Genomic DNA, 16,229 nt, shown 5'->3' on the forward strand with positions numbered 1-16,229 from the left:
CGTCAGTCGCCTTTCCTTGCTCCTGAGTCTTTGCATTAGATGATTTCGTCCAGCCCGCTTGTCGATTGGTTATTAGAAGGCCTGGAGCTCGATGCCAGCCTGTTTCATGTAGGCCGCTATTGCGGCGGCTGGCATGCCAGTACCCAGGGCATGGGCCGCGCCAGCTTCCACCTGGTGGTGCAAGGCCATTGCTGGCTGCACATTGACGGCCAGCCCCAGGCCGTGCGCTTGGAGAAAGGTGATGCCGTGTTCCTGCTGCGCGACCTGGCCTATCGCTTGTCCAGCGACCATGACCCGGTCGACGCGTGTGCGCAACCGCGTCAGGCCATGCAGGCACTGGACAATGCGGCTGGCGACGGAGTCGGGCTGGTCTGCGGGTTCTTTCATTTCCACTCGGGCCTGTCGTCGCTGATCGTCGAGGGCCTGGCCGAGTGGATCCTGCTGCGTGCCGAAGACCCCGCAGGCTGCGCAGCGCGGGCGCTGTTCGGGTTGATTCTGGAGGAGTGCCGACGCGCGCCCGGGCCGTCGCAGGCGCTGCTCGAGCGGCTGACGCATTTGCTGTTTCTGTATGTGCTGCGCCAGCAGGTGCACGCCGGCCAATCGCTGGGCGGGCTGGTCACCCTCGCCCGCCAGCCGCTATTTGCCGGGCTGCTGGAGCAATTGATCGAGCAACCGGGGCGACCCTGGACCATGGAGAACATGGCCGCTTGCACCGGATTGTCACGCTCGGCATTTTTCAAGCGCTTCAGCGAACTGGCCGGGCAATCGCCGGGGCAAGTGCTGCTGGCGCTGCGCATGCGCCATGCCAGCCAGTTGCTGCAGGCGGGGCATACCGTTGAGCAGGTAGGCGCGCAGGTAGGGTATCAGTCGGTGGCCGCATTCACCCGGGCGTTTGCCAAGGCAGTGGGGGTACAACCGGGGGCGTATCGCAGGCAGCATGGCGGGCGCGGGAATACCTGATCCAGCAAAGCACGGAAATCGACCAAACGGCCATAGTCGGGGCTGCTTTGCAGCCCCCCGTTGCAACTGTCAGTCGTTGACGCTGATAACCCGCGCACCGTTAACCGCCTTGCCGCGCGTCGCCAGGCAGTAATACAGCGGCACCGTCACCAGCAAACCAAACAGCCACGACAAGTCGGCCCCTTCCACAATATTGGAATACGGCCCCACATACAGCGACGTGTTGGCAAAGGGCAACTGCACTAGGATGCCGCAGGCATAGGCAATGATCGCGTGGTGGTTGAAGCGACCATAGATGCCGCCGTCAGCACTGAAGATCGAGGCGATGTCGTACTGGCCCTTCTTGATCAGGTAGAAGTCGATCAGGTTGATCGAAGCCCACGGCACCAGCACCAGCAGCAACGCCAGGATCAGGCCGATGAACTGGCCGATGAAGTCCGCCGAGGCATTCAGTGCAACCATCCCGCAGCCCACCAGAATGACCGAGGCCAGGATCACCCGTACCTTGACGCTCGGCGTCCACTCGGCCACGAAGGTCTGGATTGCGGTCACGATCGACAGCACCGCGCCATACAGGTTGAGGGCGTTATGGCTAATGATGTTGAGCAGGAACAGCACCATCAGGATCGGGCCCAGCCAGCCGGTAGCCTGCTTCACCGCGTCCATTGCGTCAGTGCCTTGCGGGACACACAACACGGCCACTGCACCAAAGCTGAAGCACAGGATGGTACCCAGGGTCGCGCCCAGGTAGGTCGCCCAGAACGGTTTGGCAATACCCACTTCACGCGGCAGATAACGCGAATAGTCTGACGTATATGGCGAGAAGCTGATCTGCCAGATGGTGCCCAGCGACACGGTGGCGATAAAGCCCGACAGGTTGAACGCGCCGCGGCTGAAGAAGTCTGCCGGCAGGTCCTGGATGAACATCATGATGAAACCGGCCAGCAAAGCCGAACCCATCACCCAGGTGCCGATGCGGTTGAGAATATGGATGAAACGATAGCCGATTACGCCGATAGCAGTAGCGCTCAGGGCGCCTATCACGATCGCGCCGGGCATCGGCACGCTCGGGGCGATGCCGTGGATGGTCTTGCCTGCCAGGACAATGTTGGAAATAAAGAAGCCGACATAGATCAGCGCGGTGAAGAACACGATCAGCAAGGCGCCGTAACGGCCGAACTGGCCACGGCTTTGCACCATTTGTGGAATGCCCAACTGCGGCCCCTGCGCAGAGGCCAGGGCGATGACCACGCCCCCGACCAGATGGCCCAGGACGATGGCTATCAACCCCCACAACAGGTTCAGGTGGAACACCTGGACCACCATGGCACCAGTGACGATGGGCAGTGGTGCAATGTTGGTACTGAACCAGAGGGTGAACAGGTCGCGCGCCTTCCCATGGCGCTCGGCAGGTGGAACGTAATCGACCGTGTGATTCTCGACAAACTGGTGTTGCGACGACGGTTGGGACATGGTTTTCAGCTCGAAAGGTCGTTTTTATCTTTGTAAGGAAACCGCATCTAGGCGGCCTCTCAGCTGCGGACCATATTATGGTATTCCAAACTTTTGACAACACTGATCCGCAGTAAAAAACGCCCGCTGATCCGCTTGCGCAATCCAGGCGGCAAACCACCTGATCGCTCAAGGCCACGATATACGTGGCCTTGAGCCGTTCATCGTGGAAAAGCCAGGTTGAAAATTCCGCTTGCAAAATAGGTATTACGGTATACCATCAGACACATCAACGATAAAAACCGCGGACCACCGCAGCCCTTCAGAGGTACTCCCGATGATCGACGCAACTGTCTACAAGAACGTTCTGGGCTCCTTCCCGTCCGGCGTTACCGTCATCACCACCCAGGACGACGACGGCTCGGTCGTCGGCCTGACCGCCAGCGCCTTCTCCTCCCTGTCGATGGACCCGCCACTGGTGCTGTTCTGCCCCAACTACACCTCCGACTCCTACCCGGTACTGATCAAACAGAAGCGCTTTGCCATTCATCTGCTCTCGGGTGAGCAACAGACAGAAGCCTACGCGTTCGCCAAGAAGGGCAAGGACAAGGCCAGCGGTATCGAGTGGAGCCTGAGCGAACTGGGCAACCCGATCCTGGCCGGCGCAACCGCGGTGATCGAATGTGAACTGTGGCGTGAATACGAAGGTGGCGACCACGCCATCATGGTCGGCAAGGTGCACAACCTGATCGTCCCGGCAGAAGCACCACGGCCCATGGTGTACTGCCGCGGCAAAATGGCCAGCCTGCCGGCCTTTGCCTGAAGCCTGCAATTCGACGCAGACCCCTGTGGGAGCGGGCTTGCCCGCGAACACCGGCGAAGCCGGTGCCACCCACCGCGTGTTCTGTTTCGCGGGCAAGCCCGCCCCCACACTGAAGCCCGCTTTACTGACGGGTAACAACAAGCGTTGAGGAAAAACCCATGAAATTTTCGTTGTTCGTGCACATGGAACGTTGGGATGAACAGGTCAGCCACCGCCAGCTGTTCGAAGACCTGACCGAACTGACCCTGATGGCCGAGAACGGCGGTTTCAGCACCGTGTGGATCGGCGAACACCACGCCATGGAATACACCATTTCGCCAAGCCCGATGCCACTGCTGGCCTACCTGGCCGCACGCACCGAGAAGATCCGCCTGGGCGCCGGCACCATCATCGCGCCGTTCTGGAACCCGATCCGCGTTGCGGGCGAATGCGCGCTACTCGACGTGATCAGTAACGGTCGTATGGAAGTGGGCCTGGCCCGCGGCGCCTATCAGTTCGAATTCGACCGCATGGCCAATGGCATGCCCGCCACCGATGGAGGCAAGGCGCTGCGCGAGATGGTGCCCGTCGTGCGAAAGCTGTGGGAAGGCGACTACGCCCACGATGGCGAAGTCTACAAGTTCCCTACCTCTACCAGCGTGCCGAAGCCGTTCAACGCCACGCCGCCAATGTGGATCGCCGCACGCGATCCAGACTCGCACAACTTTGCCGTGGCCAACGGCTGCAACGTCATGGTCACCCCGCTGATGAAGGGGGACGAAGAAGTGCTGGACCTGAAGAACAAGTTCCAGGCCGCCCTGGACAACAATCCGGACGTGCCGCGCCCACAACTGATGGTGCTGCGCCACACTCACGTGCACAGCCCGTCCGAACCGGAAGGCTGGAAAGTCGGCGCCCAGGCCATATCGCGCTTCTACCGCACGTTCGATGCCTGGTTCGGCAACAAGACCACCCCGGTAAACGGCTTCCTCGAGCCAAGCCCAGAGTCGAAATTTGCCGAAGTGCCGGCGTTCCAGCTGGAGAACATCCGCAAGAACACCATGATCGGCACCCCGGAAGAAATCATCGCACGCATCAAGTACTACCAGGAACTGGGCGTCGACGAGTTCAGCTTCTGGTGCGACAACAGCCTGCCCCACGCCGAGAAGAAAAAGTCGCTGGAGCTGTTCATCAAGGAAGTGGTGCCGGCGTTCGCCTGAATTCCCATTGCCTGAAACATTGCGGGACGCGCCCGCTCCCGTGGGCCCCTTCGGCCTGCGTGAGCGGGCTTTTTTTTGAAACCTGTGCAGTCCCTGTGGGAGCGGGCAAGCCCGCGAAGAGACCAGTACAGACAACAGAGAAATCAAGGCATCAGGCCACCTTTCGTCCCCCGACAAGAGAAATTTCCTGACACCTCTTGCACAACAAATATTATGGTATACCATCAGACAACAAGAGCTGATAACCCTCACCAGGAGCCACCCATGAGTTTCGAAATCCGCAAGATCGTCACCTACTCCGAAGAGACCCGCATCGAAGGCGGCAAGGCCACCGACAAGCCGGTGACCATGGTCGGCCTGGCCGTCGTGATCAAGAATCCATGGGCCGGTCGCGGTTTCGTTGAAGATCTGAAGCCGGAAATTCGCGCCAACTGCTCGGAGCTGGGTGCCCTGATGGTCGAGCGCCTGACTGCTGCCATCGGCGGTGCCGACAAGATCGAAGCCTACGGCAAGGCCGCCGTTGTCGGCGCCGATGGCGAAATCGAGCACGCCTCGGCCGTGATCCACACCCTGCGCTTCGGCAACCACTACCGCGAGGCAGTGCAGGCCAAGAGCTACCTGAGCTTCACCAACAAGCGCGGCGGCCCAGGCACTTCGATTCAGATCCCGATGATGCAGAAGGACGACGAAGGCCTGCGTTCGCACTACATCACCCTGGAAATGCAGATCGAAGACGCACCGCGTGCCGATGAAATCGTCGTGGTCCTGGGCGCAGCCGACGGCGGCCGCCTGCACCCGCGCATCGGCAACCGTTACATCGACCTGGAAGAACTGGCTGCCGAAAAAGCCAACGCTCAATAACAATAACCAAGACGGGCCGGGGCGTGGCGTGCTTACCCGCCGCGCCCGACCTTCAAGGAGCGCCCTCCATGATTCAGCCTGTCGCTGAACGCACACCTGCCGGCACCAGTTATCTGGATGTCGGCCAGGGCCAACCCGTGGTACTGATCCACGGCGTGGGCCTGAACAAGGAAATGTGGGGCGGTCAGTTCGTTGGCCTGGCCAACGACTACCGCGTCATCGCCTACGACATACTCGGCCACGGTCAAAGCCGCGTACCGGCTGCCGACACTCCGCTGGAAGGCTATGCCGACCAGCTCGCCGAACTGCTTGACCACCTGCAAATCGCACAAGCCACCGTGATCGGCTTCTCCATGGGTGGCCTGGTTGCCCGTGCATTCGCCCTCAATTACCCGCAGCGCCTGGCTGCACTGGTCGTGCTCAACAGCGTGTTCAACCGCACCCCCGAGCAGAGTGCCGGGGTGATCGCGCGTGCTGCCCAGGCGGCGGAACTGGGCCCCGACGCCAACGTCGATGCTGCCCTGGACCGCTGGTTCAGCCGTGAATACAAGGCTGCCAACCCCGCGCAGGTCGCCGCCATTCGCCAGGTGCTGGCGAGCAACGACCCGCAGGGCTACCACACCACTTATTCGCTGTTCGCCACTCAGGACATGTACCGCGCCGACGACCTGGGCAGTATCCAGGTGCCGACGCTGATCGCCACTGGCGAACTCGACTCGGGCTCCACCCCGGCCATGACCCGCCAGCTCGCCGCCTGTATTCCTGGCGCACAGAGTGTGGTCCTCGCCGAGCAACGGCATATGATGCCGGTGGAAGCACCGCGTGAAGTCAACAAGATGCTGCTGGACTTCCTCACCCAAGCCCGCACCCTCACCGAATCCGCCAAGGGGATTGTTGCATGACCCTCGTTCGTTTCCAGATGTGCATCGACGGCCAATGGCGCGATGCCCAGAGCGGCAAGACCTTCGACAGCCTCAACCCGGCCACCGCCCAGGCCTGGGCGCAGCTGCCCGACGCCGATGAAGCCGATGTGGAGCTGGCCGTTCAGGCCGCCCAGCGTGCCTTCGACAGCAAGGCGTGGCGCAGCATCACCGCCACCGCGCGCGGCAAGATGCTGCGTCGTCTGGGTGACCTGATTGCCGAGAACAAAGAGCACCTGGCCCAGCTGGAAAGCCGTGACAACGGCAAGCTGATCCGCGAAACCCGCGGCCAGGTCGGCTATCTGCCGGAGTTCTTCCACTACACTGCGGGGCTGGCCGACAAGCTCGAAGGCGGCACCCTGCCGCTGGACAAACCCGACCTGTTCGCCTACACCGTGCACGAGCCAATCGGCGTGGTTGCCGGGATCATCCCCTGGAACAGCCCGCTGTACCTCACCGCAATCAAGCTGGCCCCTGCCCTGGCTGCCGGCAACACCATCGTACTCAAACCGTCCGAGCACGCCTCGGCGACCATTCTCGAGCTGGCCCGTCTAGCCCTTGAGGCCGGCTTCCCGGCCGGGGTGGTCAACGTGGTCACAGGCTACGGCCCCAGCACCGGCGCGGCGCTGACCCGCCACCCGCTGGTGCGCAAGATCGCCTTCACCGGCGGTGCCGCCACCGCCCGCCACGTGGTGCGCAGCAGTGCCGAAAACTTCGCCAAGCTGTCGCTGGAGCTGGGTGGCAAGTCGCCGAACATCATCTTCGCCGACGCCGACCTGGACAGCGCCATCAATGGCGCCGTGGCCGGCATCTATGCCGCTTCCGGGCAAAGCTGCGTGGCCGGTTCGCGCCTGCTGGTGCAGGATGAAATTTTCGACGTATTCGTCGAGCGCCTGATTGCCCGCGCCAAGCGCATCCGCATCGGCAACCCGCAGGACGACGCCAGCGAAATGGGCCCGATGGCCACCGCACAGCAGCTGGCTGTCGTCGAAGGCCTGGTGGCAGCAGCCAAGGCCGAAGGCGCCAAACTGCATATGGGCGGAAAGCGTGCCGACGTTGAAGGTGACGGCTGGTTCTACGAGCCCACCCTGTTCGAGTGTGACAGCAACTCGATGACCATCATGCAGGAAGAAGTGTTCGGCCCGGTCGCCGCGGTGATCCGCTTCAAGACCGAAGAAGAAGCCCTGGCCATAGCCAACGACTCGCAATTCGGCCTGGCTGCCGGCATCTGGACTCGCGATCTGGGCCGTGCCCATCGCCTGGCCCGTGACGTGCGTTCGGGGATCATTTGGGTCAACACCTACCGCGCCGTGTCGGCCATGGCGCCGATAGGCGGCTTCAAGAACAGCGGCTACGGCCGCGAGAGCGGCATCGATTCGGTGCTGGCCTATACCGAGCTGAAGACCGTGTGGATCAACTTGTCCACCGCGCCGATGCCCGACCCGTTCGTGATGCGCTAGGAGGAACACAAGATGATCGAACCCGGCATCTACAAAGACGTGATGGGCTCCTTCCCGTCCGGCGTCACGGTCGTGACTACCCTGGACGCCGACGGCGGCATCGTCGGCATCACCGCCAGTGCGTTCAGCGCGCTGTCGATCGACCCGGCGCTGGTGCTGTTCTGCCCTAACTACGCCTCCGACACCTACCCGATCCTGCGCGATAGCAAGCAGTTCGCCATCCACCTGCTGTCCGCCGACCAGACCGCCGAGGCTTATGCCTTCGCAGGCAAGGGCAAGGACAAGGCCAAAGACATCGAGTGGCACCTGAGCGAGCTGGGCAACCCCCTGCTGGCCAAGGCCACGGCGATCATCGAGTGCGAATTGTGGCGCGAGTACGACGGCGGTGACCACGCGATCATTGTCGGTGCGGTGAAGAACCTGGTGTTGCCGGCCGAGCCGGTGACCCCCATGGTCTACCACAAAGGCAAGCTCGGCGCCCTGCCGCCGCTTGGCTGATATATCTTGAAGTCGGTGTTGGCCTCTTCGCGGGCTTCCCCGCTCCCACAGGTATTGCACAGTTTCTGGAACCTGTGGGAGCGGGCAAGCCCGCGAAGAAGCCAACACCGATGCCCCTGTTTTCAGGGGTCGCGCTAATCGTCTCACCCTCGGTTGCGGCCCCTGTTTTATGCCGGAGTACTGCACATGAGCAATGAAAAGTACGAAAAGGGCCTGAAGATCCGCACCCAAGTGCTGGGCGAGGATTACGTCAACCGCTCGATCCAGAACGCAGATGAATTCACCAAACCGTTGCAGGAGCTGGTCACCGAGTATTGCTGGGGTCACGTCTGGGGCCGCGAAGGCTTGTCGCTGAAAGAGCGCAGCATGATAAACTTGGCCATGATTTCCGCGCTCAACAGGCCCCACGAGCTCAAGTTGCACATTCGCGGTGCCCTGCGCAATGGGCTGAGCCGTGAACAGATTCGCGAAATCCTGCTCCAGGTCGGCATTTATTGCGGCGTACCCGCGGCGGTGGACAGTTTCCGCCTGGCCCGTGAAGCGTTTGCCGAAGCCGATGCGGAGCCAACCCGTTAACAACGGGCTGTTCGAACCACTGCATGGAAAGCCTCGGTTCGGGGCATTCCGCGATGTTGGCGCAACAGCCTCATAAAGAGCGCACCTGATGAAACGCCAGCCACTCGACGACAGCTTCAAGGTCAACCGCAACCCCGTTACTCTGCGCGAAATCGTGCTCGACAAGCTGCGCACCGCAATCATGAACTTTCACCTGCTGCCCGGCGACCGCCTGGTAGAGCGCGACCTGTGCGACCGCCTCGGCGTCAGCCGCACTTCGGTACGTGAAGCGCTGCGTCATCTGGAGTCCGAAGGCCTGGTCGAGTTCGCCGACGCCAAGGGCCCGCGCGTGGCCATCATCACCCTGGAAGACGCGCGTGACATCTATGAGCTGCGCTGTGTGCTCGAAGGCCTGATCGTGCAACTGTTCACCCTCAACGCCAAGGCCAAGGACATCCGTGCTCTGGAACGTGCGCTGGAAGTGAACCGCGAGGCACTGGAAGAAGGCGAGCTGCAACAGGTGCTGGATTCGGTACAAGGTTTCTACGATGTGCTGCTGGAAGGCTCTGGCAACCAGGTGGCGGCCCAGCAGTTGCGCCAGTTGCAAGCCCGCATCAGCTACCTGCGCGCCACCTCGGTATCGCAGGAAAACCGCCGCGGCGCCAGCAACCGCGAAATGGAAAAGATCGTCGAGGCCATCAAGGGCGGCGACCCGCTGGTCGCCCACCAGGCCTCGGTCGACCACGTCCGCGCCGCCGCCAAAGTGGCCCTGGACTACCTGCGCCAGAAGCAGGATGACAACGCCAAGGTGCGCGACATTGTCGAACCCCTGGCCCTGAAGGAACCCCGCATAGGTCGCTGATCATGCCCAATGCCCCGCGCTACTGCCCGCACTGCACCACGGAACTGGCCCGGGGCATTCCCACAGGCGATACCCACGAACGCCTGCATTGCGCCGGCTGCGGCTATATCCATTACATCAACCCCAAGATCATCGCCGGCTGCATCATCGAGCGCGATGGAAAGTACCTGCTGTGCCAGCGCGCCATACCGCCACGTCCCGGCACCTGGACCTTGCCTGCCGGGTTCATGGAAGCTGGCGAAACCACCGAGCAGGCGGCGCTGCGCGAGGTATGGGAAGAAAGCGGCGTACGTGCGGACATCGTCTCGCCGTATTCGATCTTCAGCGTGCCAAAGATCAGCGAGGTGTACATCATCTTCCGCGCCATCGTCACCGAAGAAACCGGGCAGTACGGGCCGGAGACGCTGGCGTACAAGTTCTTCGAGCCGGATGAAATCCCCTGGGATGAGATCTACTACCCGGCGATCCGGCAAATTCTCGAGCGCTACATCCTTGAGCGGCAGGCCGGGGTGTATGGCATTTACATGGGCAATGATGACACCGGCAAGGTGCACTTCATCCGCTAGCCTGTCCGGCCGCTTCGCGGTTGAACCTGCACTCACTCGGATCGCGCAGTTGCAGAGGCTTGTGCAGTGGCACGGCCACTCACAAAACCCTCGCCAACGGTCTATTCTCGGTGCACCCTAGGGGCCTTGAGAAAGAGGACCGGCAAAGCACATGGCTAGATGGCTAGACGGCGGCGGGCTAATGGCCGAACGCATCCGCAACCACGACTGGGCCACCACCCCGCTGGGCCCGCTGGAACAGTGGCCCGACGCGCTGAAAACCACGATGGCTCTGTGCCTTGCCTCGCGCTTTCCGCAAGCCGTGCTCTGGGGCCCGGACTTGATCACCCTGTACAACGATGCCTTCACCCCGATTCTGGGTCGCAAGCCCCTGGCCTTGGGCATCCCCTTTCGCGACGTGTGGCACGAAGCCTGGGACGAAATCCGCCATATGGCAGAACGTGCGTTGGCCGGTGAAGCGGTGTACATCGAGGACTTCCCGCTGACGATCGACCGCAACGGCGGCCTGGAGCGGGCCTATTTCACCTTCTGCTACAGCCCGATTCGCGGCCATGATGGCGAGATACTGGGCATGCTCGACACGGTCACCGAAACCACCGCCAGCGTGGTCACCAACCAACGCCTGCACTTTCTCGATACCCTCGGGCGGGCCGTGACCGAGGCGGCCGACCCGGACCAGATCATGGCCATCACCACCCGCATGCTGGTCGAGCACCTTGGCCTGTCCAGCTGCGCCTATGCGGTGATGGACCCCGACGAGGACGGTTTCACCATTTGCGGCGATGCGGTGACACCCGGCTCACCACGCCTGGTGGGCCACTATCACCTGCATGACTTCGGCAGCCTGGCGGTCAGCCGCCTGCGCAGCGGCCTGGCCTTGGTGATCAACGACAACCTGCGCGAACTGGCCGCTGACGAGGCGGCAACTTTTCAGGCCATCGGCATTACGGCCACCATCTGCATGCCACTGATCAAGGGTGGCAGGCTGACCGCACTGATGGCTATTCACGACCGCGTACCCCGGGCATGGACCGACTACGAGCAAACACTGATCAGGGAAGTGACCGAACGATGCTGGGCGCACATACAACGGGCCCAGGCCCATGCCGAAGTGCGCGAAGCGATGGCGGCCCTTGAAACGCTCAACACCACCTTGGAACATCGCGTCGAAGAACGCACCACTCAGTTGCTGCACACCGAGGCCGTGCTGCGCCAGGCCCAGAAGCTGGAAGCCATTGGCCAGCTGACCGGTGGCGTAGCCCACGACTTCAACAACCTGCTGACCATCATCCGCTCGTCACTGCACTTTCTGCAGCGCCCCAACCTGGCCGAGGAGCGCCGCGAGCGCTACCTCAAGACCATGTCCGACACGGTCGACCGTGGTGCCAAACTGACCGGCCAGCTACTGGCCTTCGCCCGCCGGCAGGCCCTCAGCCCACAGGTGTTCGAGGCCGGGCCTCGGCTGGAGGCCATGGCCGACATGCTCGACACCGTCACTGGCGCGCGCATCCGGGTCGAGCTGCAGTTACCGCAAGCGCCCTGCCACATCCGCGCCGACCTCAGCCAGTTGGAAACCGCGGTGATCAACCTGATGCTCAACGGCCGCGATGCCATGGCGGGTGAAGGTGCCTTGCAGCTGCGTCTGCAGGCCGACCAGTGCCTGCCGGCCTTGCGCGGTCAGCCTCCACTGCCAGGCCCATTCGCGGCGATATCGGTGAGCGACAACGGGGTCGGTATTGCCAGCGAGTTGATGGAGCGCATCTTCGACCCTTTCTTCACTACCAAGGCCCCGGGTGAAGGTACCGGGCTCGGGTTGTCGCAGGTGTTCGGTTTCGCCAAGCAATCCGGGGGCGATGTACAGGTGAACAGCATCCCCGGTCAGGGCACCACCTTTACCCTGTACCTGCCGCAGGAGGACTCACCTGTGACCTTGCCCGAAGACGCCTCGGCCGGCAGCCAGGCGCAGGTACAGGGCGAGCGGCAACGAATACTGGTGGTAGAAGACAACCCCGACCTGGGCAGCTTCACGGCTCAGTTCCTCGAGGACCACGGCTACCGGGTCAGCTATGCGCGCTCAGCGGAAGAGGCGCTGGCGCAGTTGACCAGCCCCGCAGGTGATTTTGATGCGGTGTTTTCCGATGTGGTCATGCCCGGCTTGGGTGGCCTGGCGCTGGCCCGCGAACTTCGCCGCCAGCGCCCGCAGTTGCCGGTGATCCTTACTTCGGGGTACAGCGAGGCGATTGCCGAAGGTGGGCACCAAGGGTTCACCTTTCTGGCCAAACCCTACTCGGCAGAACAGGTGTGCCAGATGCTCGGGAAAGTACTCGGCCACTGATACCTTGCATCGCAATAGGTGATCAACGGCGCCCTTCTGACAGCATGCGCACCGCCAGCCCCGCCAGCACCGTTCCCATCAACCAACGCTGAACCTGTTGCCACAGCGGTCTGCCAGCCAGGAACACGGCGATGGAACCGGCCATGATCGCAATCAGCGCATTGACCGTAACGCTGATGGCGATCTGCGTCGAACCCAGCACCAGCGACTGCAACAGCACGCTGCCGTGGCCCGGCTCGATGAATTGCGGCATAAGCGACAGGTACATGACGGCAATCTTGGGGTTGAGCAGGCTGGTGGCAAACCCCATGGTGAATAGCCGTCGCGGGCTGTCGGCGGGCAGTTCACGGAGCTGAAACGGCGAACGGCCACCCGGCCGCAGCGCCTGCCAGGCCAGGTACAACAAGTACAGCGCGCCACCGATACGCAGCGCGTCGTAGGCAAAGGGTACCGCCATCACCAGCGCTGTGATGCCCATTGCCGCGCAGAACATGTAGATGACGAAGCCTAGAGCCACACCGCCAAGCGAAATCAACCCGGCTTGGCGGCCCTGGCAGATCGAGCGGGAAATCAGGTAGATCATGTTCGGCCCTGGGGTCAGGACCATGCCGAGGCAAATCAAGGCGAACGTGAGCAGTTGCGTGGTTTCGGGCATGGGCACTTCCTGGTTGTGCATTAGGGTGCAGCGAGTGTATCTGAAGTCATTCTGAACCGGTAAATCAGGTCACTTGCCCGGCTATCAAGCCCAGAGCCACGGTAATCATCGCCATCCCCGACACCCGCCCGACCAGCTTTGCCGCTCCCGGCCGGGTGCTCAGCACAGCTTTGGCGCCATAGCCGACCAGCGTGTAGATCACCAGCGAACTGCACAGGTGGACCAGCCCCAGCAACAAGATCTGCAACGGTACGGGCCAGCTCGACTGCGGGTCGGTGAACTGCGGCAGCAGGGCCAGGAACAGCAGGAATACCTTGGGGTTCAGGCCGCTGACGCAAAAACCCTTCAACGCCCAGCGCGAGCCCGACTCCCCCACGCCACCCTGCCCGGCCGCCGGCAATGCCGGGCTGAGCAACAGGTTGCCGCCCAGCCACAGCAAATAGGTGCACCCCGCCAGGGTCAGCAAGGTCAGCGCCAACGGGTGACCAGCCAGCAGGCTGCCAACCCCGGCCGCCACCACCAGCGTGGCCAGGAAATGCCCCGACAACATCCCCGCCACCGCTGGCATCACCCAGCGACCGCGCATACCTGCAGAGATGGCATAGGCCCAGTCTGCACCCGGGGTCATCACGAACAGCATCGACACAGCCCAGAACGCCGTCAGCACACTGATAGCCACTTGAATCTTCCTTATCTACTGCATTGGGATGTCGAAAGATTACGGATTTCGCCCGGGGATTTTCTTCCGTATATTTCCCCTTAGCATTCATGAATTGGAAGATTCTTCCCAATGGATAGAACTGATCGAAAAATCCTTGCCGAGCTGCAAAAAGACGGGCGGCTGTCGGTAACCGAACTGGCTGACCGTGTAGGTCTCAGCCTGTCACCCTGCCATCGGCGTTTGAAGACACTGGAAGAGTCCGGAGCCATTCTGGGCTATCACGCACGGCTGGCACCGAGCGCCCTTGGGCTGAACTTTGCCGCGCTGGTATTCGTGACGCTACGCGAGGTGACCCGCCAGCCGGTGGCGGACTTTGAAACGGCACTGGCGCAGATCCCGCAGATTGTCGAAGCGCAGCGGCTGTTTGGCGACCCGGATTACCTGCTGCATGTGGTGGCCAAGGACCTGCCGGCGTTTCAGAAGCTGTATGACGAGCATCTGACCAGTATTCCCAATGTGAAACGCTTGAGCTCGACCTTGGTGATGAAGGAAGTGATTCAGGATCGGTTGCTCCCCATGTAGCTGTTTCCTCTTGTGCCGGCCTCTTCGCGGGTAAACCCGCGCCTGCTGTAGGAGCGGGTTTACCCGCGAAGAGGCCGGCCCAGGCAACCTTTCATCTGCCCTGAAAACGCGCACATCGCACCAACCCAGCCCACCGTGATCCGGTTGCCAACCCGCCGCCCCTCTACCCCAAGGCCTTCAGCCAGCTGGCACTCTCCTTGCTACCGTCACCCGCTTAAGCTTTTGTCAGCCTTAGGTTTTTTAAGGTTTATGGGTACATATTTACTAATTTCTCGTTATCCCCGCGCCCCTCATCATCGCTCCAACAAGAACGCGTCGCCCACCGCCGGCACGCCCCCGGGCAGTTCCCAATGCCCTACCTTGCCTTGGAGTCAGTCATGACCAGTGCAGCCAATTCGGCACCCCTGATAGAAAAACACACGATCGGCTACGTGCCCCCGCAAGACCGCCACGGAAAGGTAAGGGATCTATTCACGCTCTGGTTCGGCGGCAATATCGCGCCGTTGCCCATCGTCACCGGCGCGCTGGGCGTGCAACTGTTCCACCTGAACCTGGTATGGGGCATCGTCGCCATCCTTGTCGGCCACCTGGTTGGCGGGGTGCTGATGGCCCTGCACTCGGCCCAGGGCCCGCAAATGGGCATTCCACAGATGATCCAGAGCCGCGCTCAGTTCGGCACCCTCGGCGCGCTGCTGGTGGTGGTGATCGCCGGTGTCATGTACATCGGCTTCTTCGCTTCCAACATCGTCCTTGCCGGCAAGTCACTGCATGGCGTGGTCGACGCCGTTCCGGTACCGGTGGGCATCGTCATCGGTGCGCTGGGCTCAGGCATCATCGGCATCATCGGCTACCGCTTCATCCACGTGCTCAATCGCATTGGCACCTGGGTACTGGGTATCGGTATCGTGGTCGGCTTCGGCTACATCTTCACCCATGTACAAAGCGACGATTTCCTCACCCGTGGCAGCTTCAACCTGGCCGGCTGGCTGGCCACCGTGTCGCTGGCGGCGTTGTGGCAAATCGCCTTTGCGCCCTATGTGTCGGACTACTCGCGCTACCTGCCGGCAGATGTAAAAGTCAGCTCGACCTTCTGGACCACCTACCTGGGCTCGGCCCTGGGTTCAAGCCTGTCGTTCATCTTCGGCGCCGTAGCCGTGCTGGCGATTCCCGCCGGCATGGACACCATGGATGCGGTAAAGCTGGCCACCGGCACGCTCGGCCCGATCATGCTGGTGCTGTTCCTGCTCAGCGTGATCAGCCATAACGCCCTCAACCTGTATGGTGCGGTGCTGTCGATCATCACCCTGGTGCAAACGTTCGCCTACCGCTGGATCCCCACCGCCAAAAGCCGGGCAGTGCTGTCGCTGATCGTGCTGTCGGCCTGTTGCGTGGTAGCGGTGTTCGCTTCGGCAGACTTCATCGGCCACTTCGTTGACATGGTGCTGGTACTGCTGGTGGTGCTGGTACCGTGGACGGCGATCAACCTGATCGACTTCTACGCCATTCACAAAGGCGACTACGACATCCAGTCGATCTTCCAGGTCGATGGTGGGATCTACGGGCGCTACAACCCGCAGGCACTGATCGCCTACGCTGTGGGTATCGTGGTGCAGATACCGTTCATGAACACCCCGCTGTACGTCGGGCCGATTTCCGAGCACATAAACGGGGCTGACCTGTCGTGGCTGGTAGGGTTGGCGGTCACCTCGCCGCTGTACTGGTGGCTGGCGAGCCGTGACAGTGCCTACCGTCGTCGGCAGACCAGCGCCAAGTTGGCAGCAGTGGCTTAAGCTGCACTGGCCTGTTGATCCCGCAGACCTCTTGAAGGCGATATGTTTCG

Annotated in this window: 16 protein-coding genes; 13 read left to right on the forward strand and 3 right to left on the reverse strand. The window is 62.0% G+C overall.

What is annotated here, in order from left to right; all coding sequences use genetic code 11:
* Positions 1-39: 39 nt before the first annotated feature.
* Entirely contained in the window at positions 40-960 is a 921-nt protein-coding gene (locus INQ47_RS13045) for an AraC family transcriptional regulator (RefSeq protein WP_209966749.1), read from the forward strand.
* Positions 961-1,029: 69 nt separating this feature from the next.
* Here the strand turns inward: INQ47_RS13045 and INQ47_RS13050 are convergent, their stop codons facing one another.
* Positions 1,030-2,433, reverse strand: coding sequence for a cytosine permease (locus tag INQ47_RS13050; RefSeq protein ID WP_209966751.1), 1,404 nt, complete (start codon positions 2,431-2,433; stop codon positions 1,030-1,032).
* Between the two features lie 316 nt (positions 2,434-2,749).
* On the opposite strand from INQ47_RS13050, the gene INQ47_RS13055 reads away from it, so the two are divergent.
* The 10 genes from INQ47_RS13055 (at position 2,750) to INQ47_RS13100 (ending at position 12,491) form a co-directional block, all read left to right on the forward strand.
* Positions 2,750-3,235: a flavin reductase family protein gene (locus INQ47_RS13055; protein WP_252460179.1), complete on the forward strand. Its 486-nt coding sequence runs from the start codon at positions 2,750-2,752 to the stop codon at positions 3,233-3,235.
* 158 nt (positions 3,236-3,393) lie between these two features.
* Positions 3,394-4,434: an LLM class flavin-dependent oxidoreductase gene (locus INQ47_RS13060; RefSeq protein WP_209966757.1), complete on the forward strand. Its 1,041-nt coding sequence runs from the start codon at positions 3,394-3,396 to the stop codon at positions 4,432-4,434.
* 264 nt (positions 4,435-4,698) lie between these two features.
* On the forward strand, positions 4,699-5,295 hold the full coding sequence (locus tag INQ47_RS13065; RefSeq protein ID WP_003256068.1) for an amino acid synthesis family protein: 597 nt from the start codon (positions 4,699-4,701) through the stop codon (positions 5,293-5,295).
* Positions 5,296-5,363: 68 nt separating this feature from the next.
* A complete protein-coding gene (locus tag INQ47_RS13070; protein ID WP_252458266.1) occupies positions 5,364-6,197 on the forward strand; it encodes an alpha/beta fold hydrolase in 834 nt (277 codons plus the stop codon).
* Positions 6,194-7,675: an aldehyde dehydrogenase gene (locus INQ47_RS13075; protein ID WP_252458267.1), complete on the forward strand. Its 1,482-nt coding sequence runs from the start codon at positions 6,194-6,196 to the stop codon at positions 7,673-7,675. The genes INQ47_RS13070 and INQ47_RS13075 overlap by 4 nt, the downstream gene beginning before the upstream one ends.
* A 12-nt stretch (positions 7,676-7,687) precedes the next feature.
* Positions 7,688-8,173: a flavin reductase family protein gene (locus INQ47_RS13080; RefSeq protein ID WP_028697722.1), complete on the forward strand. Its 486-nt coding sequence runs from the start codon at positions 7,688-7,690 to the stop codon at positions 8,171-8,173.
* A gap of 186 nt (positions 8,174-8,359) precedes the next feature.
* A complete protein-coding gene (locus INQ47_RS13085; protein ID WP_003256073.1) occupies positions 8,360-8,749 on the forward strand; it encodes a carboxymuconolactone decarboxylase family protein in 390 nt (129 codons plus the stop codon).
* Between the two features lie 88 nt (positions 8,750-8,837).
* Positions 8,838-9,590, forward strand: a complete 753-nt coding sequence (locus INQ47_RS13090) for a GntR family transcriptional regulator (protein ID WP_010954490.1) — start codon at positions 8,838-8,840, stop codon at positions 9,588-9,590.
* A gap of 2 nt (positions 9,591-9,592) precedes the next feature.
* Complete coding sequence (locus tag INQ47_RS13095; protein WP_028697721.1) at positions 9,593-10,156, forward strand: NUDIX hydrolase; 564 nt, start codon at positions 9,593-9,595, stop codon at positions 10,154-10,156.
* A gap of 151 nt (positions 10,157-10,307) precedes the next feature.
* On the forward strand, positions 10,308-12,491 hold the full coding sequence (locus INQ47_RS13100) for an ATP-binding protein (protein ID WP_404701842.1): 2,184 nt from the start codon (positions 10,308-10,310) through the stop codon (positions 12,489-12,491).
* Between the two features lie 22 nt (positions 12,492-12,513).
* Here the strand turns inward: INQ47_RS13100 and INQ47_RS13105 are convergent, their stop codons facing one another.
* Positions 12,514-13,146 (reverse strand): LysE family translocator, encoded by a 633-nt coding sequence (locus INQ47_RS13105; protein ID WP_041168404.1) that lies wholly within the window; start codon positions 13,144-13,146, stop codon positions 12,514-12,516.
* A 64-nt stretch (positions 13,147-13,210) separates the two neighbouring features.
* Positions 13,211-13,825: a LysE family translocator gene (locus INQ47_RS13110; protein WP_404701843.1), complete on the reverse strand. Its 615-nt coding sequence runs from the start codon at positions 13,823-13,825 to the stop codon at positions 13,211-13,213.
* 111 nt (positions 13,826-13,936) lie between these two features.
* Between INQ47_RS13110 and INQ47_RS13115 the strand changes: the two genes are divergently transcribed.
* Positions 13,937-14,389 carry an Lrp/AsnC family transcriptional regulator gene (locus INQ47_RS13115; protein WP_014590636.1) on the forward strand — a complete coding sequence of 151 codons (453 nt, stop codon included), beginning with the start codon at positions 13,937-13,939 and terminating at the stop codon, positions 14,387-14,389.
* A 377-nt stretch (positions 14,390-14,766) separates the two neighbouring features.
* Positions 14,767-16,179: a cytosine permease gene (locus tag INQ47_RS13120; RefSeq protein ID WP_252458673.1), complete on the forward strand. Its 1,413-nt coding sequence runs from the start codon at positions 14,767-14,769 to the stop codon at positions 16,177-16,179.
* Positions 16,180-16,229: the final 50 nt, after the last annotated feature.

The sequence above is a fragment of the Pseudomonas sp. 3HC3 genome (genome assembly GCF_044904505.1).
GTDB classification, from domain to species: Bacteria; Pseudomonadota; Gammaproteobacteria; order Pseudomonadales; family Pseudomonadaceae; genus Aquipseudomonas; species Aquipseudomonas putida_Y.

Bases quoted from the DNA above. Each gene is read 5' to 3' on its own strand.
- INQ47_RS13045 (WP_209966749.1), top strand. From the start codon at position 40: ATGATTTCGTCCAGCCCGCTTGTCGATTGGTTATTAGAAGGCCTGGAG.
- INQ47_RS13050 (WP_209966751.1), bottom strand. From the start codon at position 2,433: ATGTCCCAACCGTCGTCGCAACACCAGTTTGTCGAGAATCACACGGTC.
- INQ47_RS13055 (WP_252460179.1), top strand. From the start codon at position 2,750: ATGATCGACGCAACTGTCTACAAGAACGTTCTGGGCTCCTTCCCGTCC.
- INQ47_RS13060 (WP_209966757.1), top strand. From the start codon at position 3,394: ATGAAATTTTCGTTGTTCGTGCACATGGAACGTTGGGATGAACAGGTC.
- INQ47_RS13065 (WP_003256068.1), top strand. From the start codon at position 4,699: ATGAGTTTCGAAATCCGCAAGATCGTCACCTACTCCGAAGAGACCCGC.
- INQ47_RS13070 (WP_252458266.1), top strand. From the start codon at position 5,364: ATGATTCAGCCTGTCGCTGAACGCACACCTGCCGGCACCAGTTATCTG.
- INQ47_RS13075 (WP_252458267.1), top strand. From the start codon at position 6,194: ATGACCCTCGTTCGTTTCCAGATGTGCATCGACGGCCAATGGCGCGAT.
- INQ47_RS13080 (WP_028697722.1), top strand. From the start codon at position 7,688: ATGATCGAACCCGGCATCTACAAAGACGTGATGGGCTCCTTCCCGTCC.
- INQ47_RS13085 (WP_003256073.1), top strand. From the start codon at position 8,360: ATGAGCAATGAAAAGTACGAAAAGGGCCTGAAGATCCGCACCCAAGTG.
- INQ47_RS13090 (WP_010954490.1), top strand. From the start codon at position 8,838: ATGAAACGCCAGCCACTCGACGACAGCTTCAAGGTCAACCGCAACCCC.
- INQ47_RS13095 (WP_028697721.1), top strand. From the start codon at position 9,593: ATGCCCAATGCCCCGCGCTACTGCCCGCACTGCACCACGGAACTGGCC.
- INQ47_RS13100 (WP_404701842.1), top strand. From the start codon at position 10,308: ATGGCTAGATGGCTAGACGGCGGCGGGCTAATGGCCGAACGCATCCGC.
- INQ47_RS13105 (WP_041168404.1), bottom strand. From the start codon at position 13,146: ATGCCCGAAACCACGCAACTGCTCACGTTCGCCTTGATTTGCCTCGGC.
- INQ47_RS13115 (WP_014590636.1), top strand. From the start codon at position 13,937: ATGGATAGAACTGATCGAAAAATCCTTGCCGAGCTGCAAAAAGACGGG.
- INQ47_RS13120 (WP_252458673.1), top strand. From the start codon at position 14,767: ATGACCAGTGCAGCCAATTCGGCACCCCTGATAGAAAAACACACGATC.